We start from the raw sequence: 24009 nt of genomic DNA on the forward strand, positions 1-24009 counted from the left end.
GACAGAGCCGACGAGGAGATGGCGATGACGTTGATCACGACAGGCCTGTCGGTAGTGGCCATGGCGATGGCGGCGCCGAACCCCAGCATCGTCGATGTCGGCCAGATACCGGCCGAGAGCGCGCGGACGGAAACGGGCGCGATCATGCTGATCCCGCCGCGCCTTCCCGATAGCGAGCAACTGACCGACGCCGCCGACAAGGCGCTTGTCGCACCCCCCGCCGGCGCCCGCGAGGAAGCTCGCCGAACGTCGCAGCAAGTGTCCGACGGCAAGCGCAGCGCGGAAAGCGGCCCGTCGCTCAGTCGCCGCGAGCAGTCACGGCCCGGCGCCAAGGAGGTGCTGATTGGCTCCGACCGGTGCGACCCCGGCGCGCGCAGCAAGGATCGCAGCGCTGCATGCGCCAGGGTGATCGAGGCGCGTTCGGGCGAGTTCGAACGAGCCCCGCCGACGCTTTCGCCAGAGCAGCGTCTGCTGCTCGAGCAGCGTGCGCTTCCCGCCGACGGCTACCAGGGGTCGGCAAAGCGCTTGGCCAACAATCCTTCGGCCGATCTCTCGCTCGAGGATCAGGCGGTGGCCTCGGTCGCCTTGAACCGCACCCCTCCGGCAGTGCCGCGCAAGGAGGAGGAACAGAAAGCGCCAATCAGTCCCGAGCAGGCGGCGGTGATCGTCGGCGCCATCACCAGCCAGCCGCCGCGTTGAGAGGTATCTGCCATGTTTCCGAGCCTCCTGGTCGCCGCCGCCGCGATGGCGCTCATGACTGAAGGGCGCGATCCCATCAGCCTGTCGGCGCACCGGAACGGTCCGGTGGTGCAGCTGCAAGTGATCGGCGACAGCGACGTCGTGACGAGCGCAAGCTACGAACTGGTGGCGATCTCCGGGTCAGGCAATCGTTCGGTCCAGAGCGGCCGCGTTAGGCTTTCGCCCGACAAGAGGGTGGTGCTGGTTTCGCTCGGCCTCGGCAATGCGGGCCGGGACTGGTCGGCCGAACTGAAAGTCGACACCCCGCAAGGTCGATACGAGCGCAAGCTTAGCGGCGAATAGATCGGCGTTCGCGCTTGCAGGCGCGGCAAGGGCGGCGCAGCATCGGCTTCATGCAGACCCGTCTCGCTTGCGCGTTCGTCCTTGCCCTCTCCTTCGCTGATCCCGGCAGCGCCGCCGAAGCGCGTCACGAGGTGACGATCGCCCGGGACGACTGGGGCATCGCGCACGTCCATGGGCGGACCGATGCCGATGCCGTCTTCGGGATGATCTATGCGCAGGCCGAGGACGATTTCCCGCGGATCGAGGCCAATTACCTGACGGCGCTCGGGCGGGCTGCCGAAGCCGAGGGCGAGCGGGCGCTGTGGTCTGACCTGCGCACCCGCCTCTATGTCAGCGAGCCCGAACTGAAGGCACATTTTGCCGCGAGCCCGGCCTGGCTGAAAAGGTTGATGAATGCGTGGGCAGCGGGACTGAACGCCTATCTTACCGATCACCAGAACGTCCGGCCCAGGGTATTGACCCGCTTCGAGCCGTGGATGGCGCTGAGCTTCACCGAAGGCAGCATCGGCGGCGACATCGAGCGCATCGACCTCAAGCAGCTGGCCGCCTTCTACGGGGATGCGAAGGTCGCGGCGGCGCCCTTCGATGGCGAACCGCGCGGCTCCAACGGCATCGCCATCGCGCCGAAGCTGACCGAGGGCGGCCATGCCCTGCTGCTGATCAATCCTCACACCAGCTATTTCTTCCGGTCCGAGCAGCAGGTGACGAGCGACGAAGGGCTGAACGCCTATGGGGCCGCGACCTGGGGGCAATTCTTCATCTACCAGGGCTTCAACCCCGCGGTCGGCTGGATGCACACGTCGAGCGGTGTGGACAGCGTCGACGAGTTCGCGGTGGAGGTCGGAAGCACGCCGACCCGGCGTTTCTATCGCTTCGGCAGCGAACGCCGGCCGCTGAAGGAACGCGAAGTGGTGCTGAAGGTGCGCCAGCCGGACGGGAAGATGCAGAGCCGGACCTTCGTTACTTATGCCACGCATCGCGGACCGATCGTGCGCGCCGAAGGCAGCCGCTGGATCAGCTTCGCGATGATGGACCGGCCGGTCGCCGCGCTCCAGCAAAGCTATCTCCGGACCAAGGCGACGGACCTCTCCTCGTTCCTGAAAGTCTCTGCGCTTGCCGCCAACAGCTCGAACAATACGCTGGTCGCGACCCGCGGCGGCGAGATCGCCTATCTGCACCCGCAGTTCGTGCCCCGGCGCGACGACCGCTTCGATTATCGCGGCGTGGTCGACGGCAGCGATCCCCGCACCGACTGGCGCGGGGTCCATGCGGTCGGCGACCTTCCCAACGCGATCCGGCCCGCGACTGGCTGGGTCCAGAACAGCAATGCCTGGCCCTATCGCGCGGCGGGAACGAGCAGCCCCGATCCGGCGCGTTTCCCCCGCTACATGGACATGTTCGGCGAGAATTATCGCGGGCTGCATGCGCAGCAGCTGCTCGAGGGAAAGACAGGCTGGTCGATAGAGAAGCTTCGCGCCGCGGCCTACGACAGCTACCAGCCGGGATTTGCGGAGCTGGTGCCGTTGCTGGTCCAAGCCTTTGACCGGCTGCCGGCCAATGACCCCCGGCGCAGCGCGCTGGCGGGCCCGGTCGATGCGCTGCGTGGTTGGGACTATCGCTGGAGCGCGGCGAGCATTCCCCAGTCGCTGGCCATGGCGTGGGGCGAAGCGCTGCCCAAGCGCCTGTCGAACATCCCCAATGAGGCGCGCAACCGGAGCATCGCACGGCTTGCTGGTGGCACCAGCGAGGCGGACAAGCTGGCGGCGCTGAGCGAGGCGGTGGCAATGCTCGAACGGGACTTCGGGCGGTGGCAGGTGCGGTGGGGGGAGATCAATCGCTTCCAGCGCCTCGACGGGGTGATCGACCAACGCTTCAGCGACAGCGCGCCGAGCCTACCCATTCCGTTCGCGTCGGGCATCTGGGGTTCGCTCGCGTCCGTCGGCTCGGGTCCCAAGGCGGGCACCAGGAAATGGTATGGGACGAGCGGCAACAGCTTCGTCGCGGTGGTAGAATTCGGACCGCGGGTGAAGGCCGTCGCGATCAGCGCCGGCGGCGAGAGCGGCGACCCCGCCTCACCCCACTTTAACGACCAGGCCGAGCGGTTCGTTGGCGGGCAGTTGCGGCCGGTCTATTTCTATCCCGACGAGCTCAAGGGCCACGTCCGCCGGAGCTACCGGCCGGGAGATTGATCAGTCGGCGACGGGCTTGCCGTCCTTGAGCACCATCCGCACGCGGCGGACGGCCGCAATGTCGCGCGTCGGATCGCCCTCCACCGCCACGAGGTCGGCCCGAAGACCGGGCCGGATCGAGCCGCGGTCGGCGAGCCCGAAGGAGCGGGCGTTGCCCGAGGTCGCGGCGGTGAGGACGGCCAGCGGAGTCATGCCGCCCGCGACCATCAATTCCATTTCGCGGGCATTCTCGCCATGCGCGAAGACGCCCGAGTCGCCGCCGACGCAGATTGCGACGCCCGAGCGGACCGCGCGGGCGAAGGCCTCCCGGCTTTCGCGCACGCCCGCCGGGGCCGGCTCCTGCCCGTTCCACCCGGCGTAGCGCGCGACGGCGTCGGCCGCGGCGAGGGTCGGGCAGAGGGTCATTCCACGCGCCTTCATGGCGGCGAAGACTTCGGCCGTGCCGCCATAGCCATGCTCGATCGTGTCGGCCCCGGCCGCGATCGCGCGGCGCATGCCCTCGGGCGTCGAGGTATGGATGGCGACGCTCCGCCCCGCATCGTGCGCGGCGTCGACCGCGGCCTTGAGTTCGGCGAGGCTGAAGGTCGGGCGGCTTTCCTCCCCCGCGCGCCAGCGATAGTCGCCGTAGAGCTTCACCACGTCGGCTCCGCCCGCGATCTGGTTGCGGACCGCGCGGACGACCTCGTCGACGCCACTGGCTTCCTCGGCGCCCTGCGGGATCGGGACGCCGGGTTCGAATCCCTTGGGCCCATAGGCGCCGCGCGCGACGATGGCCTTGGTGGCGACGAGAAGATGCGGGCCGGGGACGATGCCCTGGTCGATCGCCTGGCGGAGGCCGACGTCGGCGAAGCCAGCGCCTTCGGTGCCGAGGTCGCGCAAGGTGGTGAAGCCCGCCCGAAGCGTCGCCCGGGCATTCATGACGGCGCGGGCGGTGCGCAGCGCGAGCGGCTCGTTCAGGACCTGCGCATCCCACTTCGCTTCATTGTACGGATGAAGGAAAAGGTGGCCGTGGCCCTCGATCATGCCCGGCATGAGCGTGGTTCCGGGAAGCGGCATGACCCGCGCGCCGGCCGGTGCGGCCAGGGCAGGACCGACTGCCTCGATGCGCCCGTCCCGGACAAGCACCTGCCAGCCCTCGTGCGCGGCGCCGCTTCCATCGAATAACCGGTCAGGCTTGAGGAGCAGGATGCCCGTCGCGGGTGCGCTCGCCTGCACGGCGGCGGTCAGGAGCAGGAATGGGAGCAGGGGCATGGCGGGATCCTCCGCTCACAGCCAAGCCGATTGCAGACCCGACCACAAGATGGCGGGCTAGCGGGCGAAGCGAAGTCCCAGCCAGAAGGTGCGCGGGGTTGCCCGCTCGGTGGTGCCGTCGGCGGTCCGCCCGGCCACGACCAAGGCATCGGCGAGATTCTCGGCACGGCCGACAAACCTCAGGCCCGGCAGGATCGGCCAGCTGGCAAAGGCATCAAGGGTGGTCGCCGACGGCAGCAGGATGCGGTTGAGGTCATCCTCATATTGCGCGCCGATATGGCGAAGCTGGAGGCCAAAGCTCCTGCCGCCGTCCGTATAGCCGACATCGGCCGAAGCGCCGAGCTTCGGCGTCTGCGCGGGCCGCAGGCCGTCAAGCGGTGCGGCCGCACCGGCAGCGCGCACCCAGGCGCGGGTGAGGCTGAACTCGCCCCCGACCGACCACGGACCGCGACGCAGATCCGCACGGCCCTCCAGTCCCCTGACCGAGATCGCCTCCAGATTCTGGCGCTGGCGATAGGAGCCCCCCGCCCCGACAAAGCCCACTCCCGGGAAGGTTCCGGGGCCAGTGGCGAGCGTGACGTTGGCGATCGGATCACGAAGGCGATTGCCGAAGGCGGTCAGCGACCAGCGGAGAGCGCCATGGCTTCCCTCCAGCCCCGCTTCGAGTCCGCGCAGGCGCTCGGGTTCGAGCAGCGGATTGGCCGCGGTCGCATCGGGGCCGGCGCGGAACGGCCGGAACAGCTCGTTGAGGGTCGGCAGGCGCCAGCCGAGATAGGCCGCCGAGCGAAGTCGAAGCCCGCCGCCGAGGCCGATGCCGCCCGCAAGCCGCGCGGTCGGAAGCCAGCCCGAACGGCTGTCATAATCCTGGTCGATGGTGAGCGCCCCGGTCGAGAGCAGCCGTTCCTCGAGGAAGCCGTCGGCGATTCGCCAGCGGTCGATCCGGGCGGTGGCGCTAAGCGTCAGGGGACCGCGCTCGATCGTGGCTTCGGCAAAGGCACCGGCGTGCGAGGATGCACCGCCCGAGCGCCGGTCGCGGGTGGCGAGACCGGCGCTGAAGCTGCCAAGCTCGTCGGACCGGCCGCGCATCCGCCGGCCATCCGTGCCGAGCCGGACTTCGATCCCTTCCCCGACCGGCGGGCGAAGCTCGGCGCTCCAGCCGATCGCGCGGCCCGGCACATGATATTGGAGCGAGGAGCGGGTCGCGAGCGTCCGGCCGGCCGAGACCGAGGCAGCACTCGCCTCGAACCGGCGGCGCTGCCCATAGAGCAAGGCCGACCAGGCCCAACGACCGTTTCCGACGAGCCGCGCCGAGGCATCTTCGCCGGCACTGCGATTGGCCGTGAAGGCGAGCCCGCGCTCGCGGCGGTCGACGAAGGTCGAGAGGTTTGCCTGAAGCTCGATGTCCGGTGCTAGCGGGGTCGACCAACGCAGGCGCGCACCGCCATTGCTGTAGGGTGACGCGCGGTCGGCGGGCCCGCGGGTCGCCGCCGTGACCGGCACGAAACCGTCACCGGCCGAGGCCCAGGCCGACAGTCCGACATGACCGGTCCCAGCCGTGGTTCCGCCATAGAAGGAGAGCGCGCGCGCATTGCGGCTTCCCGCCTCGAGCGAGGCGGCAATTCCCTCGTCCTCACGACTCACCATGCTGATCGTCCCGGCGAGCGCGCCCGGGCCGTCGGCGACGCTGCCTCCGCCGCGGATGACGCGAACCGAGGCCAGGGAAGCGGGGTCGTAGGCGGGCCAGTTGATCCACCCGCCAAAGGGGTCGCTCTGCGGGACTCCGTCGAGGATCAAGAGTGCCCGGCTGGCCGCATTGCCGCCGAGCGCACGCAGGGTGACGCCCTGACTGGTCGGCTGCCCGCTGCGCGCGTCGGAACGGCGGAAGAGCTGGAGGCCGGCCACGCCCTTCAGCGCCTGGTCGAGGCTCGTGCTTCCCTGGCGGTCGAGCTCACGGCGGCTGATGAGGGTGACGTCGAGCAGCCGTTCGGCCGCAGGGGCCGGAAGCGCCTTGGCGGTAATCACGATCTGCGGCGCGGCGTCCACGGCTTGCATGGCGGGGCCGTAGGGCTCCTGTCCGGCCCTCACAACCGGCAAGCGATGCCACTGGACCAAATGCCTGATTGACGGTAGCAAGTGTGAAGCCGCGTTGACACGGAGCATCATGGGCGCCTTTCCCTTCACGGCCATCGTCGGACAGGACGAAATGAAGCGGGCGCTGCTGATCGCGGCGGTCGAACCGCGGATCGGCGGCGTGATGGTGTTCGGTGATCGCGGGACGGGCAAGTCGACCGCCGCGCGTGCGCTCGCCAACCTCCTCCCGCCGATGAAGGTCGTCGCCGGTTGCCGCTTCAATTGCGATCCGGCCGGCCCGAAATGCCGTCATGGCGGCAACGGAAAGATCGACGAGGTGGCGGTGCCCTTCGTCGACCTCCCGCTCGGCGCGACCGAGGACCGGGTGACGGGCGCGCTCGACATCGAGCGGGCGCTGGTCGCCGGGGAGAAGGCCTTCGAGCCGGGGCTCCTCGCTAAGGCCAATCGCGGCTTCCTCTATATCGACGAGATCAACCTTCTCGAGGATCATCTGGTCGACCTTCTGCTCGATGCCGCCGCGAGCGGAGAGAATGTCGTCGAGCGCGAAAGCCTCAGCGTGCGGCATGACGCCCGCTTCGTCCTTGTCGGGAGCGGCAATCCCGAGGAAGGCGAGCTTCGTCCGCAATTGCTCGACCGCTTCGGCTTGTCGGTCGAGGTAAGGACCCCGCAACGGGTCGAGGACAGGATCGAGATCATGCGCCGGTGCGACGCGCACGAGCGCGACGGGCAGGCGTTCCGGACCAAATGGCGGCGCAAGGAGCGGCAGGTGCTGCGCGACATCGCGGGCGGGCGGGCGCTGCTGAGCGAGGTGGCGGTGCCGGATTCGACCCTCGCCGATGCCGCGCATCTGTGCATGGCGGTCGGCGCCGACGGGCTTCGAGGCGAACTGACCCTCATCCGAGCGGCCCGCGCGCTGGCGGCGCTGGAGGGGCAGACCGCGGTCGGGCGGAGCCACCTGCGCGCGGTCGCGCCAATGGCGCTGCGGCACCGCCTTCGCCGCAATGTCCTCGACGAAACCGGGCCAACCGCGCGGGTCGACCGGGCGATGGCCGAGCTGTGGGACTGAGCAAGGACCTCGCGGCCGCGGCCGCCCTTGTCGCGGCAAGGCCGGGACGGCTGGGTGGAATCTGGATCAAGGGTGAGATTGATCGCGACGCGCTCATCGCCGCGCTTGGGCCCGGGCTGCGAACCCTGCCGTGCAGCATCGACGAGGAACGGCTGGTCGGTGGCCTCGACGTCGCCGCGACGCTGGCGGCGGGTCGACCGGTGCATCGCGCCGGGATCCTCGGCGATGACGGCGCGAAGATTTTCCTCATCCCCGGCGCCGAGCGGCTGACTTCGGCCATGGCTGGCCGCATCGCAGCGGCAATGGACGAAGGACAGATCGGGGTGGTCCTGCTCGATAAGGGGGGTCCCGACGAACAGCCGCCGGCCTGCCTGACCGAGCGCGTCGCCTTCCATCTCTCAGCTTCGCTCGACGACACTGATGGCGACGGTTCGACCGACATATCGGAGGACGACCTTGTCCGGACCATTGCCGGCGTTTCAGCCGCGCTTGGGGTCGCCTCTCCGCGCGCGGACCTTTTCGCGCTTGCCGCCGTCCGCGCGCATGCCCTGCTCCGGGGAAGCCCGGTGGATGAACGCGCCTTGGCCTTCGCTGCGAGAACGGTGCTCGCACCGCGGGCGACGCGGCTTCCGGAAGAAGCAGCGCCGCCGCCCGATCAGGAAGAATCCGCGCAGCCGCAGTCGCGATCCAGCGAGACGCTCGAGGATGTGGTGCTCGAAGCGGTGCGGACAGCGCTTCCGCCCGAACTGCTGGCATCGCTGACCGGAAATGACCCGCGGCGACAGCATTCTTCCTCGCAAGGCGCAGGCGCGCGGATCAGGAGCCAGATGCGGGGCCGTCCCGCGGGCACGCGGCGCGGCAAGCCCGGCTCGGGCACCAGGCTTGCCATCCTCGATACGCTGCGGGCGGCCGCGCCCTGGCAGGCGGTACGCGGACGCACCGACCGGATCCGCATCGCGCGTGATGACTTGCGGGTCCGCCGCTACCAGGATCGCGCGGCCTCGCTGACGATCTTCGCCGTCGATGCATCGGGCTCGGCCGCGGCCCAGCGTCTCGCCGAAGCCAAGGGCGCGGTCGAGACCTTGCTCGCGCAAAGTTACGTCCGGCGCGCCGAAGTGGCGCTCATCGCCGTTCGCGGAAGCGGCGCGACCCTGCTGCTGCCGCCGACCCGTTCGCTGACCCGCGCACGCCGCCTGCTCGCCGAGTTGCCCGGCGGGGGCGGGACGCCGCTCGCCGCGGGCCTCGACGCCGCGCGGCTGGTCGCGGAAGCGGCGCCCGCGCGGGGACGGACTCCATCGATCGTGCTGCTGACCGACGGACGCGCCAATGTCGCGCTCGACGGCTCGCATGGCCGGGAGAATGCGCTCGCGGATGCCGCCGCCACCGCCCGGCGCATCGCATCGGCAGGGGTTCGCGCGCTCGTCATCGACATCGGTCCGCGCGCACGCCCCGAGGCCTCCACCCTCGCACAGGGCATGGCCGCCCGCTATCTCCACCTCCCGCTCGCCGACGGAGCGACGCTCGGACGCGCCGTGGCGGACGCCGCGGCCTGAGCATGGAGGGCGTCCGCCGCCTTGCCGCCGGCGGAGTTGACTGGAATGTCGTCGATCGAGGCACGGGGCCGGCGCTGCTGCTGCTTCACGGCACCGGCGCGAGCCACCACAGCTGGCACGGCGCCGCGGCGCTGCTCGAAAAGCGCCATAGGCTGATCATTCCCGACCTGCCCCTCCATGGCTCCAGCCGGGGTCGGCCGCGGCTCGGCCCGACGCTCGATGGCATGGCCGAGGCGCTTGCGGCACTGCTCGACGGACTTGGCGTGGCCAATCCGGGGGTCGTCGGGCACAGTGCCGGCGCCGCGATCGCCTGCCGGATGGCGCACGCCGGAACGGTGTCGGGACCCGTGGTGGGCTTCTGTCCTGCCCTGTTGCCGATGGGCGGAAGCGCGGCGCCGCTGTTCGGGAGCATGGCACGGATGCTCCTGCTAAACCCGCTCGCGACGCACCTCGTGACCAGCGTCGCGCGGCAGCGCGGGTCGGTTGGCCGCTTCCTCGAGCGGGCGACCGGATCGACTCTCGATGCCGATGGCGTGGCGGTCTACCAGCGTTTGTTCGCCGATGCGGCGCATGTCCGGGGGACGATCGAGATGATGTCGCGCTGGCGCCTCGAGGGGCTCGAGCGGGCCCTGCCGCACCTCCCCGTCCCTTTGGCCATCGTGCATGGGGAACGGGATCGGGCGATCAGTCCGGCCGAAGGACGCAAGGCGGCGCGGCTGGCCAAGGGCTCATTCGAATTGCTCCCCGGGCTTGGCCACCTCGCGCATGAGGAACGGCCGGACCTCGCCACCGCGCTGATCGAAAGGCATATTCGATGACCTATTATGGCTGGATCGAAGTGGTGGTGATCGGGACGATCGCGCTCGGTCTCGGCTTCTGGCAATTGTGGTCGGTCAATCGCGAGATCCGAAAGGATCGCGAAAAGGGTGACCGCTGATCGTCAGCCCGTCCGGGGCATCTTGTACGGCAGCATCCACTGGACGACCGGTGACCGGAAGCGATCGAGCGACAGGCTCTCGTGGACCGCGAGCACGTCTTCGCCGAACAAGCGGCTGGCCACGGTCGAGCGGGCATAGAAGGGCGAATCCTCCCAGGTCCGGACGATCCGGGCGCGGCCGCGATCGGCGCGGGTGCGACGGCCCATCAGCCACCGGGTCGGCGGCAGCGGCGCGCCGAGCGGCAGCAGTTCCTCGCTTGCCTGGCCCGAGGGGTCGAACCGGAGCGCCGAGGCGAAGCGGGTCCCGTCGCGGCGAACGCCTTCATAGAGGACCGCGGCTTCCCGGCCGAGGTGCGCGCGTGACCATTGCCAGTCGGCAAAGCCGTCCTCGAGCGGCTCGCTGCCAAGATTGCCGTCGAAATAGCCGCTGCCGTTCCAGCTCAGCCCCGGGCGCTCCATGCGCACCTCGACGTGGGCGCGCGGCGCCATCGCCCGCCAGCCGTGGCAACCGTCGGGATCAAGTGCGAAGCGCTGGCCGCTCCAGACTTCCGGCGTGACGACCACCTGGCCGCGGACAACCGGGTGGACCGGGCAGCCGAGCCAGATGGCGCGCTCCTCGATGTCGATGACGAGCCTGCCGCCTTCCCACCGCAGAGCGCTGTCGCCAATGGCGAGCGAATCGCGGCTTCGGTGGAGGCGCTGGCGGCCATGTTCGGTCATGGTCCAGCGCGAGCCTCGCGGCCCATAGAGAGCGACGTTGAGGCAGACATGATCGAGCGGATCGGGCCGCCCGCTTCGCTTGTAATAAGGCGAGAAGACCGAGCCGATGAAGGCGATGATCGTCAGGCCGAAGGCGCCGCAGCCCGAGATGGCATCGACATACCACCAGGCATAGCCACCCGGCCCGACCGGAGCATCGAATTGCGGTCCTTCACGAGGGTCGAGACTGCCAGCCGCCCGGACAAGGCCGCCATCGGGACCCCCGCGCCCGGATGGGTGCTCCCGCCCGCGCAATAAAGCCCAGGGATCCTCGTTCGGGCGCTCTGCCGAAGGAAGGAGGCCGCCCACCCGTGCGAGGCCCGTCCATAAAGGGCTCCACCCGTCGACGGGAGGAAGGCCTCGAAATCCCGTGGCGTGGTGACCACCGGGGCCGCCAGCGGCTGCAGGTGAAGGCCCGATTCCGCCAGCCGCTCGCGAAGCGCTGTCCCACATCGTTCGATCTCCTCGGGTCCATAAGGGTGACGGTCGCCATTGGCCGGCGCGTTGACGATGATCTGCACCCGCTCGGCGGCGCCCGGGGCGAGGCCGGGTCGGTCAAGGGCACAGACATAAGCGGTGGGCCGGTCGGCCATCCGACCGTGGCGGAGCGCCTCGAATTCGGCGCGATAATCGCTCGAGAAGAAGACGTTGTGGCGGTCGAGCGCGAAGCCTGAACTGCGCGCCTCCATCAGCCAGACCATCGCCGAGAGCGAGCGGTTGCGCGGCGCCGTGGTCCGGACGGCGGAGCGAACAGCGGATCCGAGCCGCCCGCCCGCGATGGCTGCGGGATCGACATTGGCGATGACCGCGTCGGCGCGAAGTTCCTCGCCCGTCGCCAGGCGGATGCCGGCGGCGCGGCCGTGCTCGACCAGCACTGCGGTGGCAGGGGTGCCGAGGCGGACAACGACGCCCTGTTCGCGAGCGACCGCGGCAAGGGCCTCGGCCAGCGCGGTCATGCCGCCTTCGATCAGCCACACGCCCATCGCCTCGACATGCGCAATCAGCATGAGGGTCGCGGGGGCGTCGAAGGGCGAGGAGCCGCAATAGGTGCTGTAGCGGGCGAAGAGCTGGCGCAGGCGGGAGTCGCGGAAGTGATCGCCGAGCGCGTTCCACAGGCTTTCGTAAGGCCGGATGGCGCGGAGCGCGCCGACCCGCCAGAGGCCGATCCGCCACATCAGTCCGGGCGGATAGACGCGGCTGTTGGTGAGGAAGGGCTGTTCGAGAATGGTGTAGATACGCGCGGCCTCGCTGCGGAAGGCGCGATAACCCCGCGCGGCCTCCGCGCCGGCAAAGTCGCCGATCGCCGCCTCGCTCGCCCGCGGATCGGCGTGAAGATCGAGCGATGGACCGCGGCCCCAGCTGTGGCGGGCAAGGATGTCGGCGGGGCGGATGACACAACGGTCGGCAAGGTTCGCGCCGGCAGCGGCGAAGATTTCCTCGAACAGTGTCCGCATGGTGAAGACGGTGGGTCCCGCGTCGACCATGCTTGCGCCGACGGGGAGCTGACGGACCTTCCCGCCTACCCTCTCCTCCTTGTCGACCACGGTGACTGCGAAACCCTGGGCGGCGAGCAGCAGGGCGCTGGTAAGGCCGCCGATTCCGGCGCCGACCACCAGCACCCTGTCCCTCATGACCCGCACCTCGCTTTCCGTCGCGAAGAGCCTATCATGCGTCCATCCGCTTGGACAGAAGGAGTCGACAGCTTTGCTTGACGTTCGACGCAGCGGCTCGATCGGCGGATTGCGGGGATGGCAACTCCGCCTCCTTCTGTGGCGAAACCGCTGGCTCGCCGACCCGCGCGTGATTGGCTGGGCGACGAGGAATCCACTGACGCGCTGGAAGGCGCGACGTCATGCCCGGGCATTGTTCGATCTGACGGCAGGGTTCGTCTACAGCCAGGTCGCCGCCGCGCTCGTCGATAGCGGGATGCTCGACCTGCTGGCGACCGGCGCTCGCTTGCCGGGCGATCTCGCGCGCCTGACGGGCCTTGCCGAGGAAAGAACCCGCACCCTCCTCCTTGCCGCGGCTTCGCTCCGTCTGACGACAAAGGTCGGCAACTATTGGACGCTCGGCGAACGTGGAGCGGCGCTGGCGGGGACGCCGGGTCTCTCACTCATGATCCGGCATCACCGGCTTTTCTATGCCGACCTCGCCGACCCGCTTGCCCTGCTTGAAAGCGACGGTCCGACGAGGCTCAGTCGTCTCTGGGACTATGGCGACCAGTCGTCGTCAGACGATGCGGCAACATATAGCGCGCTGATGAGCGCTACCCAGCCGCTGGTCGCGGCCCAGGCGCTCGCCGCTTATCCGTTCAACCGGCATCGCCGGCTGCTCGACATTGGCGGGGGTCACGGCACGTTCCTTGCCGAGGTCGGCCGTGCCTGCCCGACGCTGGACCTGGGCATTGTCGACCGTCCCGCAGTGCTCGCCGCCGCCGACCTGCCGGCCCCAATCGCGCGGCATCCAGGGAGCTTCCTCGTCGATGCGCTTCCGCGCGGCTATGACCTCCACACGCTCGTCCGCGTGCTCCACGACCATGACGACGCATTCGCCATGAGCCTCCTGCGGGCGAGTCGCGCGGCCCTTCCGGACGGCGGTCGGCTGCTGGTCATCGAGCCGATGGCCCGCCTCGGCGGCGCGCCGGAAGGCCATGCCTATTTCGGCCTCTACCTCCTCGCGATGCGTTCGGGGCGGCCGCGGGAATCCAGCGAAATCAGCACGATGATGCGCGCGGCAGGATTTAAAGAGGTCCGGGTCCGGCGGACGCCGCTCCCGCTAATTGCGAGCTGCATCGAGGCCCGCGCCTAGCCGTCCACGTTGCTTGACAACATATACCGTCAAGCGCACAAGACACGTGGGGGCAGACAGTGCCTGTCACTTCCCCCGCTAGGAACGTGATGGACGCACTGGCCGTCATTATCGAAGCTCCCGAGCGACTTTCTCTTCGCTCGCTTGCGCTCGCCCCGATGGGAGACGGCGACGTCCTGGTCGAGATCGCATGGAGCGGGGTCAGCAGCGGCACCGAGAAGCTGCTGTGGTCGGGCGCGATGCCGCCCTTCCCCGGCATGGGCTATCCCCTCGTTCCCGGTTACGAATCCGTCGGTCGCGTCGTCGACGCCGGCAAGGATGCGCAGGCCCGCATCGGCGAATGGGTCTTCGTTCCCGGCGCCCGCTGTTACAAGGACGCGCATGGGCTCTTCGGCGGGACCGCCCGCCGGGTCATCCTGCCCGCAGCCCGCGCCCTCGCCGTCCCCGAACGGCTCGGCGAGAAGGGTATCCTCCTCGCACTCACCGCTACCGCGATCCACCTGCTCGAGGGCGGCGACGCCCCGGAACTCATCGTCGGCCACGGCGTCCTCGGTCGGTTGATCGCGCGTCTGGTCATCGCCTGCGGCGCTCCGGCCCCGGTGGTCTGGGAAGTCGATCCGCTGCGCATGAGCGGCGCGGCCGGCTATGCCGTCACCAGCCCCGACATCGACGAGCGCCGCGACTATCGCGTAATCGCCGACGTCACCGGCGACGCCGCCATTCTCGACAGCCTTGTTGCGCGCCTCGCCCCGCGCGGCGAGCTGATCCTCGGCGGTTTCTACCCGGCCCCGATTCAGTTCGCCTTCCCGCCGGCCTTCATGCGCGAGGCCCGGATCCGGGTCGCCGCCGAATGGCAGCCGGACGACCTCATCGCCGCCGCCACGCTGGTCGAACGCGGTCTGCTCAGCCTCGACGGGCTGATCAGCGACGTTCGCCCGGCGGAAGAGGCCAGTGAAGCCTATCCCCACGCCTTCACCGACCGGCGCTGCCTCAAGATGGTGCTCGACTGGAGAGGATGGGCCTGATGCTGGACCACCACGAAGCCCTGCGGGCCGAAGCCGCGATCGAGCCCGATCCCGTTCCGTCCGGCGAACCGGCCAAGGCGACCCAGATCATCGCCATCTACGGCAAGGGCGGGAGCGGCAAGAGCTTCGCGCTGGCGAATCTCAGCTACATGCTCGCCCAGCAGGGCAAGCGGGTGCTGCTGATCGGCTGCGACCCCAAGAGCGACACCACCAGCCTCCTGTTCGGCGGCAAGTCGACCCCGACCATCATCGAAACCAGCTCGGCCAAGAAGCTGGCGGGCGAAGAAGTCCAGATCGAGGATGTCTGCTTCCAGCGCGACGGCGTGTTCGCGATGGAACTGGGCGGACCCGAGGTCGGCCGCGGCTGCGGCGGGCGCGGCATCATCCACGGCTTCGAGACACTCGAGAAGCTCGGCTTCCACGAGTGGGGCTTCGACTATGTCCTGCTCGACTTCCTCGGCGATGTGGTCTGCGGCGGCTTCGGCCTGCCGATCGCACGCGACATGTGCCAGAAGGTGATCGTCGTTGGCTCGAACGACCTCCAGTCGCTCTACGTCGCCAACAATGTCTGCAAGGCGGTCGAATATTTCCGCAAGCTCGGCGGCAACGTCGGTGTCGCGGGAATGATCGTCAACAAGGACGACGGCACTGGCGAGGCCAAGGCCTTTGCCGACGCGGTCGGCATTCCCGTCCTCTGCGCCATTCCCGCGAATGAGGACATTCGCCGCAAGTCGGCCAATTACCAAATCATCGGCAAGCCCGACGGCGAATGGGGCCCCCTGTTCGCGGAGCTCGCCGAAAATGTGCAGTTCGCCCCGCCGCTGCGGCCCGCGCCGCTCGACCAGGATGGCCTGCTCGGCCTGTTCAAACCCGAGGACACCGGCGGCAACGTGACCTTGATGCCCGCCACCCAGGCCGACCTTCGCGGCGCGGCCTATGTGCCGAAGCCGAGCCTCGAAGTGGTCTATGATGCAGTCTGAGGCACGGCCCTGATGGATTATGCCGCGCCCTCCCCGCGCGAGCTCGACCGGATCGAGGTCGAGAACGGTTCCGGCTGCCATGCCGGGGCGGAGCGGCTGGCCGCGGAAGCGAGCGCCAACGGAAAGAGCGCGCTCCTCGAAGGCTTTGCCAAGGATTATCCCAAGGGGCCGCACGACCAGCCGCAGAGCATGTGCCCGGCCTTCGGTTCGCTGCGCGTCGGCCTTCGCATGCGACGCACCGCGACCATCCTCTCGGGCTCGGCATGCTGCGTCTACGGGCTGACCTTCACCGCCCATTTCTACGGGGCCAAGCGAAGCGTCGGCTACGTCCCCTTCAGCTCGGAAACCCTGGTTACCGGCAAGCTGTTCGAGGACATTCGCGACGCGGTCCACGAGATCGCCGACCCTGCGCTCTACGACGCCATCGTCGTCACCAACCTGTGCGTGCCGACGGCGTCGGGCGTGCCGCTCCAGCTCCTGCCGAAGGAGATCAACGGAGTCCGGATCGTCGGCATCGACGTGCCCGGCTTCGGGATCCCGACTCATGCCGAGGCGAAGGACGTGCTGGCCGGCGCGATGCTTGGCTATGCCCGCCGCGAAGCCGAGGCCGGCCCCGTCGCCGCCCCGCGCGAGCGCAGCGACCGGCCCGCCATCGCCCTCCTCGGCGAGATGTTCCCGGTCGACCCGGTGATGATTGGGCAGATGCTCGAGCCGCTCGGCCTTGCCGCCGGGCCGGTCGTCCCGACCCGCGAATGGCGGGAACTCTATGGCGCGCTCGACAGCGCCGCGGTCGCCGCCATCCATCCCTTCTACACCGCGAGCATCCGCGAGTTCGAGGCCGCCGGCCGTCCGGTCGTCGGCTCGGCCCCCGTCGGCCTCGACGGGACCGCGGCCTGGCTCGATGCCATCGGGCAGAGTTGCGGGATCGCCGCCGAGCGAATCGCTGCAGCGAAGAACGTCTTCCTTCCCGCCATCAAGGGCGCGCTCGCGGCAACGCCGATCCGCGGCCGGGTCACCGTGTCGGGCTATGAAGGCTCCGAATTGCTGGTGGCGCGGCTGCTGATCGAAAGCGGCGCCGAGGTCCCCTATGTCGGGACCGCCTGCCCGCGCACCGCCTGGTCGGAAGCCGACCGGCTGTGGCTTGAGGCGCACGGCGCCCGGGTCCAGTATCGTGCGAGCCTAGAGCAGGATTTGGCGGCCGTCGCGGAATATGGGCCAGACCTTGCGATCGGGACCACGCCCGTGGTGCAGAAGGCCAAGGCGCAGGGCACTCCAGCTCTCTATTTCACCAATCTCATCTCGGCCCGTCCCCTGATGGGACCGGCGGGTGCCGGAAGCCTCGCCCAGGTCGTCAACGCCGCCATCGCCGGCAGGGACCGGATGCTGGCGATGCGCGACTTCTTCGAGGGCGTCGGCGAAGGTCATGCCGCCGGACAGTGGCACGACATTCCCGCGGACCGGCCCGACTTCAAGGCGCGCTACGCGGCCAAGCGCCTCGCCGCCGCCAAGGCTTCCGAGGCGATCGGATCATGACCCTCGTTCTCGATCACGACCGCGCCGGCGGTTACTGGGGCGCGGTCTACGCCTTCACCGCGGTCAAGGGACTGCAGGTCATCATCGACGGGCCGGTCGGCTGCGAGAATCTGCCGGTCACCAGCGTGCTCCATTATACCGACGCTCTGCCCCCGCACGAGCTGCCGATCGTCGTCTCGGGCCTGTCCGAGCAGGAACTCGGTCGCGACGGCACCGAGGGCGCGATGAAGCGCGCCTGGGCGACGCTCGATCCCGATCTTCCCGCAGTGGTGGTCACCGGCTCGATCGCCGAGATGATCGGCGGCGGGGTGACGCCCGAAGGCACCAACATCCAGCGTTTCCTGCCGCGGACGATAGACGAGGATCAGTGGCAGTCGGCCGACCGCGCGCTCGCCTGGCTGTGGACCCAGTTCGGCCCCAAGAAGGTGCCGCCGCCAAAGAAGCTGAAGGAGGGCGAAAAGCCCAAGGTCAACATCATCGGCCCGCAATATGGCACCTTCAACATGCCGTCCGACCTCGCCGAGATCCGGCGCCTGGTCGAGGGCATCGGGGCCGAGGTCAACATGACCTTCCCGCTCGGCACGCACCTTGCCGACATCCGCAAGCTCGCCGACGCCTCGGTCAACATCTGCCTCTATCGCGAGTTCGGCCGCAAGCTCTGCGAGGAGCTCGACCGGCCCTATCTGCAGGCGCCGATCGGGCTTACCTCGACCACCCTCTTCCTCGAGCAGCTGGGCGAATTGCTCGGCCTCGATCCCCAGCCCTTCATCGCGCGCGAGAAGCATACGACGATCAAGCCGCTGTGGGACCTGTGGCGCTCGGTGACCCAGGACTTCTTTGGCACCGCGAGCTTCGGCATCCACGCCAACGAGACCTATGCCCGCGGCGTGCGCGCCTTCCTCGAGGGCGACATGGGCCTCCCCTGCAGCTTCGCCTTTGCCCGTCGCGCCGGCGTGAAGCCCGACAATCAGGCGGTGATCGACGCCTGCCGGGCCGCGCCGCCGCTGGTCGTCTTCGGCAGCTTCAACGAGCGCATGTATCTTGCCGAAGCGGGCGCCCGCGCGACCTTCATTCCGGCGAGTTTCCCGGGCGCGATCATCCGCCGTCACACGGGCACGCCCTTCATGGGCTATGCCGGCGCCACCTACCTCGTCCAGGAAGTGTGCAACGCGCTGTTCGACGCGCTTTTCCACATCCTTCCCGGCGCGGGTCAGCTCGACCGGGTCGACGCGACCCCGACCCGCGGCCTCTCCGAACTGCAATGGGCCGCCGACGCCAAGGCCAAGCTTGACGCGATCGTCGAGGCGCAGCCGGTGCTGGTCCGAATCTCCGCGGCCAAGCGGCTGCGTGACAGCGCCGAGCGCGCCGCGCGGGCCGCGGGCGAGCGCATCGTCACCGCCGATCGCCTGGCCGACATCTTGATGGAGCAGCCGGCATGAGCCTGCTCCCCTCCTTCGCCTGGTCCGACCAGGCTCACCCCCTTCGTGGCGGATCCCGCCGCGGAGACAGCCGCCCGGTGGCGTTCGCGCCCTTCATCTGGCCGGGCTATTTGGAGAGCGAAGCATGAGCGACACCAGAGAGCGTGATGATCGCTTCGGTCCGGGCACGTACCTGACACCGGAAGAAGCGAAAGAATTTCACCGCATTTTCGTCACCAGCTTCCTCATCTTCACGGGGATCGCCATCGTTGCGCACGTCCTCGCGTGGATGTGGCGGCCGTGGCTCCCGGGACCGGGCGGCTATGGCGACAGTGCAATGATCGACGGCGCGCATCACCTGGCAAGCGTCGCCCTGTCCGTGTTTGCCTGAGGGAGCGCGACTATGTGGAGAATCTGGCTGATCTTCGACCCGCGGCGCACGCTGGTCGCATTGTTCACCTTCCTGTTCGTCCTGGCCCTGCTGATCCATTTCATCCTGCTCAGCACGGACCGGTTCAACTGGCTGGACGGCCCGCGGGCCGCCGACATGCCGGCCGCGGCCGCAGCGGCGCCCGCCGCCGCACCTGCCGCTGCCCCGGTCGCTCCGGCGCAGTAACGCGTTCGACCGGACCGCGGTCGCCGGGTGGTGGCACTGCCGCCCGCCCGGCGACCCCGGCGAGGTCCTGCCGACAAGGTCACGCCCGCCAAACCGCGGGACAGGAGAGCTAGCCCATGATCCTGAGCTATGAGCGCAAGTACCGGGTCCGCGGCGGCACGCTGCTCGGCGGCGACCTGTTCGACTTCTGGGTCGGCCCCTTCTACGTCGGCTTCTTCGGAGTGACGACGGCCTTCTTTGCCCTGCTGGGCACCGGGCTGATCCTCTACGGCGCCGCGATTGGCCCGACCTGGAACCCGTGGCTCATCTCGATCGCCCCGCCGGACATCAAATATGGCTTGGCGCTCGCCCCGCTTCGAGAGGGCGGGCTGTGGCAGATCATCACTTTCTGCGCGATCGGCGCCTTCGTCAGCTGGGCGCTGCGCGAGGTCGAGATCTGCCGCAAGCTGGGCATCGGCTATCATGTGCCGTTCGCCTTCAGCTTCGCGATCCTGGCCTATGTCAGCCTGGTGGTGATCCGCCCGATGCTGCTCGGCGCCTGGGGCTTCGGTTTCCCCTACGGCATCTTCAGCCACCTCGATTGGGTGAGCAACACCGGCTACCAGTATCTGCACTTCCACTACAATCCGGCGCACATGCTGGCGGTGTCGTTCTTCTTCACGACGACGCTCGCCCTCGCGATGCACGGTGGCGCGGTGCTGTCGGCGGTCAATCCGCCCAAGGGCGAGCCGGTCAAGACGCCCGAATATGAGGACAGCTTCTTCCGCGACTTGATCGGCTATTCGATCGGGACGCTCGGCATTCACCGCCTCGGCCTGCTGCTCGCGCTCAACGCCGGCTTCTGGAGCGCGGTCTGCATCATCATCTCAGGACCCTTCTGGACCCGTGGCTGGCCCGAATGGTGGACCTGGTGGCTCAACCTGCCGATCTGGTCCTGACGGGGGAGGAAATCCGATGGGTGCCTATCAGAACATCTTCACCCAGGTGCAGTTGCGGAGCGCGCCGGAGTTCGGCGCGCCCCTGCCGACCGGGAACGATCCGCGCATCGGCCGGGGGCAGTATAACTACTGGCTCGGCAAGCTCGGCGCGGCGCAGCTCGGCCCCTTCTATTTGGGCAAGCTCGGCCTTGCCTCGCTGATCTGCGGCTTCCTCGCCTTCGAGATCATCGGCCTCAACATGTGGGCGAGCGTCAACTGGGATCCGGTGCAGTTCGTCCGCCAGCTGCCCTGGCTCGCCCTCGAGCCGCCGGGACCGGAATATGGCTTCCAGCTGTTCGTGCCCCTGGCGCAGGGCGGCTGGTGGCAGATCACCGGTTTCCTCCTAACCTGCTCGGTGCTGCTGTGGTGGGCCCGGACCTATCGCCGCGCCCGCGCGCTCGGGATGGGGACGCACGTCGCCTGGGCTTTCGCATCCGCGATCTGGCTGTTCCTGGTCATCGGCTTCATCCGCCCCTTCTTCATGGGCTCGTGGTCGGAAAGCGTGCCCTTCGGCATCTTCCCCCACCTCGATTGGACCGCGGCCTTCTCGATCCGGTACGGCAATCTCTTCTACAATCCGTTCCACGCGCTCTCGATCGCGTTCCTCTACGGCTCGACCCTGCTGTTCGCGATGCATGGCGCGACCATCCTCGCGGTCAGCCGTTACGGCGGCGAGCGCGAGATCGAGCAGATCACCGATCGCGGCACCGCGCTCGAGCGGGCGGCGCTCTTCTGGCGCTGGACGATGGGCTTCAACGCGACGATGGAATCGGTTCATCGCTGGGCCTGGTGGTTCGCGGTCCTCACCACCCTCACCGGCGGGATCGGGATCCTGCTGACCGGGACCGTGGTCGACAATTGGTACCTGTGGGCGGTCGAGCATCATTATGCCGAAAGCTATCCCTCGACCAATGTCGCCGATCCCTCGCTGCAGCCGCTGCCCGCCCCTTATGCCGTGACTCCGCCGGCCGCGACCGTGCTGCCGATCGACAATGGCGCGCTGCCGGTGGGCGAGCCGACGGGGGCTCCTGCGCCAGTATCGACAGTCCCCGCCCCCGCTCCGGCCCGCTGAGGAGAGACGTGATGAACAGAGGCACCACCCTCCTTCTCGCCGCTTTCCCGCTGGTCGCGCTGGGCGGCTGCGAGCTTGGCCGCAAGGCGACCGAGCAGACCGGCTATCGCGGGACCGGCATGGACCAGATCACCGACGTGAGCAGCGTCCAGAAGGCCGCCTACATCCCGCCCAGCCCCTATCCGCTGTCGGCGACGGCGGCCTCGGGACCGAAGGTGCAGGGACAGAACATCCAGGTGCTCGGCAATCTGTCCGAGGAAGAGTTTGGCCACCTGATGAGCTCGATCAGCCAGTGGGTCGCCGGCGACGCGGCCAACTGCCAATATTGCCACAATCCCGCGAACATGGCCGACGACAGCATCTATACGAAGCGCGTCGCTCGGCAGATGCTGCAGATGACCATGGCGCTCAATTCGCAATGGTCGAACCATACCGGCCAGACCGGGGTGACCTGCTACACCTGCCATCGCGGGCAGCCGGTACCCAAATATGTCTGGACGCCCGAGGCGCCGACCGACCGCCTGTCGGTCCGCGGCCAGAAGCGCGGGCAGAACACGCCGGACGCCAATGTCGGCTATGCTTCGCTCCCCAACAACATCTTCGCCCAATATCTCGGCGGCAATGCCGAGACGGTGCGGGTGCAGGCCAGCAGCGCTTATCCCGGGATGGAGAAGTCGACCACGCGCAACGCCGAAGACAGTTATGCGATCATGATGCACGTCTCGAAGGCACTGGGCGTCAATTGCACCTTCTGCCACAACAGCCAGAGCTTCCGCTCCTGGTCGCTGAGCCGGGCGCAGCGCGCGACCGCCTGGTACGGGATCCGCATGGTGCGCGACATCAATGGGTCGCACATCATTCCGCTGGCCCGCGCCGGCGTCTTCCCGCCCAACCGCCTCGGTCCGACCGGGCAGCCGCTGCAGGTTAATTGCCTGACCTGCCACCAGGGCATTAATAAGCCGCTTGGCGGGCGCTCGATGATCCCCGACCATCCCTATCTGCGCCCGGCCGGCTATTCGCCGACCCCCCGGCCAGCAGCCGAGCAGGGCGTGGTCAATGCGCTCCGCCAGCCGGGCACCATGGCCGGAAAGATCAGTCCGCCCAACGCGCCCGGCGCAGCGACGGCGCCGACGCAGCCGACCCGCTAGGAAGCCTGCTCAGCGCCGCGTCGGCGGCACGTCGGTGACATCCTGCGCATTGTCGCGCGCGCGCCGCTCTTCGAGTTCTCGCCCTCGCTCGCCGTCCATAGGATGGCGGTTGCCCGGCTTGCGCAGGAACCAGAGAAACGCAACCAAGGCGACCAGGAAGACTGCAAGCAGGATGAAGAGGTTGTTGGCGGGCAGATCGTCCGAAAGGCTCATGACGCGGTCTCGCTTGTCGCTTGCCCCCGCCCTTCGATATCCCTGCCTCTCAAGGAAGAAGGGCGGCCGGAGGTCCGACCGCCCCGGAAGCTTCGCGCCGACGCGGCGTCAGGCGGCGACGGGTACCCGACTCAGCGCGCAGCGCGACCAGATTTCGCTGAGCGCGTCGACCAGTCGATCGATGTCCTCGGCAGAGTGGACCGGCGAGGGCGTGATCCGAAGCCGCTCGGTGCCCCGCGGCACGGTCGGATAATTGATCGGCTGCACGTAGATACGATATTCGTCGAGCAACCAGTCGCTGATCTGTTTGCAGTGGACCGGATTGCCGACCATCACCGGGATGATGTGGCTGTCATTGTCCATCATCGGAATGCCGACCGCATTGAGCCGCGCCCGCACCGTCGCGACCCGATCGCGCTGGCCCTGGCGCTCGACCTCGCTTTCCTTGAGGTGGCGGATGCTGGCGGTCGCGCCGGCCGCTAGCGCGGGCGGCAGGGCAGTGGTGAAGATGAAGCCGCTCGCGAAGCTGCGGACGAAGTCGCACAGCGCACTCGAGGCCGCGATATAGCCGCCGAGTACGCCATAGGCCTTGCCGAGCGTCCCCTCGATCACGGTGATCCGGTCCATCAGCCCCTCGCGCTCGGCGACCCCGCCGCCGCGCGGTCCGTAGAGGCCGACCGCATGAACCTCGTCGATGTAGCTCATCGCCCCATGGGCTTCGCAGACGTCGAGGATCTCCGCAATCGGCGCGATGTCGCCGTCCATTGAATAGACGCTCTCGAAGGCAACGAGCTTGGGCCGGTCCTTGTCGAGCAGCGACAGGCGCCGGTCAAGATCGCGCCAGTCATTGTGGGCAAAGACCTGCCGCTCGGCCCGGCTGTGGCGGATGCCTTCGATCATCGAGGCATGGTTGCCCGCGTCGGAGAGGATGACGATGTCGGGGATCTTCGCACCGAGCGTGCCCAGTGCGGCCCAGTTGGACACATAGCCTGAGGTGAAGAGCAGCGCCGATTCCTTGCCGTGGAGATCGGCCAGCTCGCGTTCGAGGCAGACGTGCTGGTGGGTGGTCCCGGCAATGTTGCGCGTGCCCCCGGCCCCCGCGCCGCAGCAGTCGAGCGTCTCGTGGATCGCATCGAGCACCACGGGATGCTGGCCCATGCCGAGATAGTCGTTCGAGCACCAGACGGTGACTTCGTCATGGCCCTCGCCACTATGCCAACGCGCCTTCGGATAATTGCCTCGGCGCCGCTCGAGCTCGGCGAAGATGCGGTAGCGGCCCTCGCCCTTCAGGGAGTCCAGCGCCGCGTTGAAATAGGCCTCATAGTCCATGGA

General features: G+C 68.6%; 23 protein-coding genes. 17 read left to right on the plus strand and 6 right to left on the minus strand.

The genetic code is table 11. The features are described from left to right. Positions 1–24: 24 nt before the first annotated feature. From AC4GYU_RS00305 to AC4GYU_RS00315, 3 genes are read left to right on the plus strand one after another with little or no spacing between them, the layout of a single operon-like run. The gene (locus tag AC4GYU_RS00305) at positions 25–699 is read left to right on the plus strand and encodes a hypothetical protein (protein ID WP_491084926.1); all 675 of its coding nucleotides are present in this window, start codon (positions 25–27) and stop codon (positions 697–699) included. A gap of 12 nt (positions 700–711) precedes the next feature. Beyond that, positions 712–1041 carry a curli-like amyloid fiber formation chaperone CsgH gene (csgH, locus tag AC4GYU_RS00310; RefSeq protein WP_491084927.1) on the plus strand — a complete coding sequence of 110 codons (330 nt, stop codon included), beginning with the start codon at positions 712–714 and terminating at the stop codon, positions 1039–1041. Between the two features lie 50 nt (positions 1042–1091). Next, a complete protein-coding gene (locus AC4GYU_RS00315) occupies positions 1092–3230 on the plus strand; it encodes a penicillin acylase family protein (RefSeq protein ID WP_491084928.1) in 2139 nt (712 codons plus the stop codon). On the opposite strand, the gene AC4GYU_RS00320 is transcribed toward AC4GYU_RS00315, so the two are convergent. Beyond that, on the minus strand, positions 3231–4481 hold the full coding sequence (locus AC4GYU_RS00320; RefSeq protein WP_491084929.1) for a metal-dependent hydrolase family protein: 1251 nt from the start codon (positions 4479–4481) through the stop codon (positions 3231–3233). Positions 4482–4538: 57 nt separating this feature from the next. Further along, a complete protein-coding gene (locus AC4GYU_RS00325; protein ID WP_491084930.1) occupies positions 4539–6533 on the minus strand; it encodes a TonB-dependent receptor in 1995 nt (664 codons plus the stop codon). 109 nt (positions 6534–6642) lie between these two features. Between AC4GYU_RS00325 and bchI the strand changes: the two genes are divergently transcribed. From bchI to AC4GYU_RS00345, 4 genes are read left to right on the plus strand one after another with little or no spacing between them, the layout of a single operon-like run. Beyond that, the gene (gene bchI / locus AC4GYU_RS00330) at positions 6643–7638 is read left to right on the plus strand and encodes a magnesium chelatase ATPase subunit I (RefSeq protein ID WP_491084931.1); all 996 of its coding nucleotides are present in this window, start codon (positions 6643–6645) and stop codon (positions 7636–7638) included. Continuing rightward, positions 7629–9191: a VWA domain-containing protein gene (locus tag AC4GYU_RS00335; RefSeq protein ID WP_491084932.1), complete on the plus strand. Its 1563-nt coding sequence runs from the start codon at positions 7629–7631 to the stop codon at positions 9189–9191. The genes bchI and AC4GYU_RS00335 overlap by 10 nt, the downstream gene beginning before the upstream one ends. Before the next feature lie 2 nt (positions 9192–9193). Continuing rightward, complete coding sequence (bchO, locus tag AC4GYU_RS00340; protein WP_491084933.1) at positions 9194–10009, plus strand: alpha/beta fold hydrolase BchO; 816 nt, start codon at positions 9194–9196, stop codon at positions 10007–10009. Beyond that, positions 10006–10128: a hypothetical protein gene (locus AC4GYU_RS00345; RefSeq protein WP_491084934.1), complete on the plus strand. Its 123-nt coding sequence runs from the start codon at positions 10006–10008 to the stop codon at positions 10126–10128. The genes bchO and AC4GYU_RS00345 overlap by 4 nt, the downstream gene beginning before the upstream one ends. 3 nt (positions 10129–10131) lie before the next feature. Here AC4GYU_RS00345 and AC4GYU_RS00350 read toward each other — a convergent pair whose 3' ends face one another. Together AC4GYU_RS00350 and crtD are read right to left on the minus strand one after the other, a co-directional pair. Next, entirely contained in the window at positions 10132–10998 is an 867-nt protein-coding gene (locus AC4GYU_RS00350) for a hypothetical protein (RefSeq protein WP_491086852.1), read from the minus strand. Then, positions 10971–12518: a 1-hydroxycarotenoid 3,4-desaturase CrtD gene (crtD, locus tag AC4GYU_RS00355; RefSeq protein ID WP_491084935.1), complete on the minus strand. Its 1548-nt coding sequence runs from the start codon at positions 12516–12518 to the stop codon at positions 10971–10973. Before crtD ends, AC4GYU_RS00350 begins: the two co-directional genes overlap by 28 nt. Before the next feature lie 73 nt (positions 12519–12591). On the opposite strand from crtD, the gene AC4GYU_RS00360 reads away from it, so the two are divergent. The 10 genes from AC4GYU_RS00360 to pufC all read left to right on the plus strand — a co-directional run bounded on the left by AC4GYU_RS00360 (position 12592) and on the right by pufC (position 22464). Further along, positions 12592–13695, plus strand: coding sequence for a methyltransferase (locus AC4GYU_RS00360; protein ID WP_491084936.1), 1104 nt, complete (start codon positions 12592–12594; stop codon positions 13693–13695). An 89-nt stretch (positions 13696–13784) separates the two neighbouring features. Beyond that, a complete protein-coding gene (gene bchC / locus AC4GYU_RS00365) occupies positions 13785–14720 on the plus strand; it encodes a chlorophyll synthesis pathway protein BchC (RefSeq protein WP_491084937.1) in 936 nt (311 codons plus the stop codon). Beyond that, complete coding sequence (locus tag AC4GYU_RS00370) at positions 14720–15700, plus strand: chlorophyllide a reductase iron protein subunit X (RefSeq protein WP_491084938.1); 981 nt, start codon at positions 14720–14722, stop codon at positions 15698–15700. The genes bchC and AC4GYU_RS00370 overlap by 1 nt, the downstream gene beginning before the upstream one ends. 12 nt (positions 15701–15712) lie before the next feature. After that, positions 15713–17233: a chlorophyllide a reductase subunit Y gene (bchY, locus tag AC4GYU_RS00375; protein ID WP_491084939.1), complete on the plus strand. Its 1521-nt coding sequence runs from the start codon at positions 15713–15715 to the stop codon at positions 17231–17233. Next, positions 17230–18672 (plus strand): chlorophyllide a reductase subunit Z, encoded by a 1443-nt coding sequence (gene bchZ / locus AC4GYU_RS00380; RefSeq protein WP_491084940.1) that lies wholly within the window; start codon positions 17230–17232, stop codon positions 18670–18672. Before bchY ends, bchZ begins: the two co-directional genes overlap by 4 nt. A gap of 124 nt (positions 18673–18796) precedes the next feature. Then, a complete protein-coding gene (pufB, locus tag AC4GYU_RS00385) occupies positions 18797–19042 on the plus strand; it encodes a light-harvesting antenna LH1, beta subunit (protein WP_491084941.1) in 246 nt (81 codons plus the stop codon). A gap of 12 nt (positions 19043–19054) precedes the next feature. Further along, positions 19055–19267, plus strand: coding sequence for a light-harvesting antenna LH1, alpha subunit (gene pufA, locus AC4GYU_RS00390; RefSeq protein WP_491084942.1), 213 nt, complete (start codon positions 19055–19057; stop codon positions 19265–19267). A 116-nt stretch (positions 19268–19383) separates the two neighbouring features. Next, positions 19384–20205 (plus strand): photosynthetic reaction center subunit L, encoded by an 822-nt coding sequence (pufL, locus tag AC4GYU_RS00395; RefSeq protein ID WP_491084943.1) that lies wholly within the window; start codon positions 19384–19386, stop codon positions 20203–20205. Between the two features lie 16 nt (positions 20206–20221). Continuing rightward, positions 20222–21316 (plus strand): photosynthetic reaction center subunit M, encoded by a 1095-nt coding sequence (gene pufM / locus AC4GYU_RS00400; protein WP_491084944.1) that lies wholly within the window; start codon positions 20222–20224, stop codon positions 21314–21316. Between the two features lie 11 nt (positions 21317–21327). Further along, positions 21328–22464, plus strand: a complete 1137-nt coding sequence (pufC, locus tag AC4GYU_RS00405) for a photosynthetic reaction center cytochrome PufC (protein ID WP_491084945.1) — start codon at positions 21328–21330, stop codon at positions 22462–22464. 9 nt (positions 22465–22473) lie between these two features. Here pufC and AC4GYU_RS00410 read toward each other — a convergent pair whose 3' ends face one another. Both AC4GYU_RS00410 and hemA read right to left on the minus strand, forming a co-directional pair. After that, positions 22474–22677 (minus strand): hypothetical protein, encoded by a 204-nt coding sequence (locus tag AC4GYU_RS00410; protein ID WP_491084946.1) that lies wholly within the window; start codon positions 22675–22677, stop codon positions 22474–22476. Between the two features lie 108 nt (positions 22678–22785). Then, the gene (gene hemA / locus AC4GYU_RS00415) at positions 22786–24006 is read right to left on the minus strand and encodes a 5-aminolevulinate synthase (RefSeq protein WP_491084947.1); all 1221 of its coding nucleotides are present in this window, start codon (positions 24004–24006) and stop codon (positions 22786–22788) included. Positions 24007–24009 lie beyond the last annotated feature (3 nt).

Source organism: Sphingomonas sp. SP2 (assembly GCF_058313385.1).

Excerpts from the sequence above, each read along its gene's own strand:
- AC4GYU_RS00305 (WP_491084926.1), top strand. The coding sequence starts at position 25 with ATGACGTTGATCACGACAGGCCTGTCGGTAGTGGCCATGGCGATGGCG.
- csgH (WP_491084927.1), top strand. The coding sequence starts at position 712 with ATGTTTCCGAGCCTCCTGGTCGCCGCCGCCGCGATGGCGCTCATGACT.
- AC4GYU_RS00315 (WP_491084928.1), top strand. The coding sequence starts at position 1,092 with ATGCAGACCCGTCTCGCTTGCGCGTTCGTCCTTGCCCTCTCCTTCGCT.
- AC4GYU_RS00320 (WP_491084929.1), bottom strand. The coding sequence starts at position 4,481 with ATGCCCCTGCTCCCATTCCTGCTCCTGACCGCCGCCGTGCAGGCGAGC.
- AC4GYU_RS00325 (WP_491084930.1), bottom strand. The coding sequence starts at position 6,533 with ATGCAAGCCGTGGACGCCGCGCCGCAGATCGTGATTACCGCCAAGGCG.
- bchI (WP_491084931.1), top strand. The coding sequence starts at position 6,643 with ATGGGCGCCTTTCCCTTCACGGCCATCGTCGGACAGGACGAAATGAAG.
- bchO (WP_491084933.1), top strand. The coding sequence starts at position 9,194 with ATGGAGGGCGTCCGCCGCCTTGCCGCCGGCGGAGTTGACTGGAATGTC.
- AC4GYU_RS00345 (WP_491084934.1), top strand. The coding sequence starts at position 10,006 with ATGACCTATTATGGCTGGATCGAAGTGGTGGTGATCGGGACGATCGCG.
- crtD (WP_491084935.1), bottom strand. The coding sequence starts at position 12,518 with ATGAGGGACAGGGTGCTGGTGGTCGGCGCCGGAATCGGCGGCCTTACC.
- bchC (WP_491084937.1), top strand. The coding sequence starts at position 13,785 with ATGGACGCACTGGCCGTCATTATCGAAGCTCCCGAGCGACTTTCTCTT.
- AC4GYU_RS00370 (WP_491084938.1), top strand. The coding sequence starts at position 14,720 with ATGCTGGACCACCACGAAGCCCTGCGGGCCGAAGCCGCGATCGAGCCC.
- bchY (WP_491084939.1), top strand. The coding sequence starts at position 15,713 with ATGGATTATGCCGCGCCCTCCCCGCGCGAGCTCGACCGGATCGAGGTC.
- bchZ (WP_491084940.1), top strand. The coding sequence starts at position 17,230 with ATGACCCTCGTTCTCGATCACGACCGCGCCGGCGGTTACTGGGGCGCG.
- pufB (WP_491084941.1), top strand. The coding sequence starts at position 18,797 with ATGAGCGACACCAGAGAGCGTGATGATCGCTTCGGTCCGGGCACGTAC.
- pufA (WP_491084942.1), top strand. The coding sequence starts at position 19,055 with ATGTGGAGAATCTGGCTGATCTTCGACCCGCGGCGCACGCTGGTCGCA.
- pufL (WP_491084943.1), top strand. The coding sequence starts at position 19,384 with ATGATCCTGAGCTATGAGCGCAAGTACCGGGTCCGCGGCGGCACGCTG.
- pufM (WP_491084944.1), top strand. The coding sequence starts at position 20,222 with ATGGGTGCCTATCAGAACATCTTCACCCAGGTGCAGTTGCGGAGCGCG.
- pufC (WP_491084945.1), top strand. The coding sequence starts at position 21,328 with ATGAACAGAGGCACCACCCTCCTTCTCGCCGCTTTCCCGCTGGTCGCG.
- AC4GYU_RS00410 (WP_491084946.1), bottom strand. The coding sequence starts at position 22,677 with ATGAGCCTTTCGGACGATCTGCCCGCCAACAACCTCTTCATCCTGCTT.
- hemA (WP_491084947.1), bottom strand. The coding sequence starts at position 24,006 with ATGGACTATGAGGCCTATTTCAACGCGGCGCTGGACTCCCTGAAGGGC.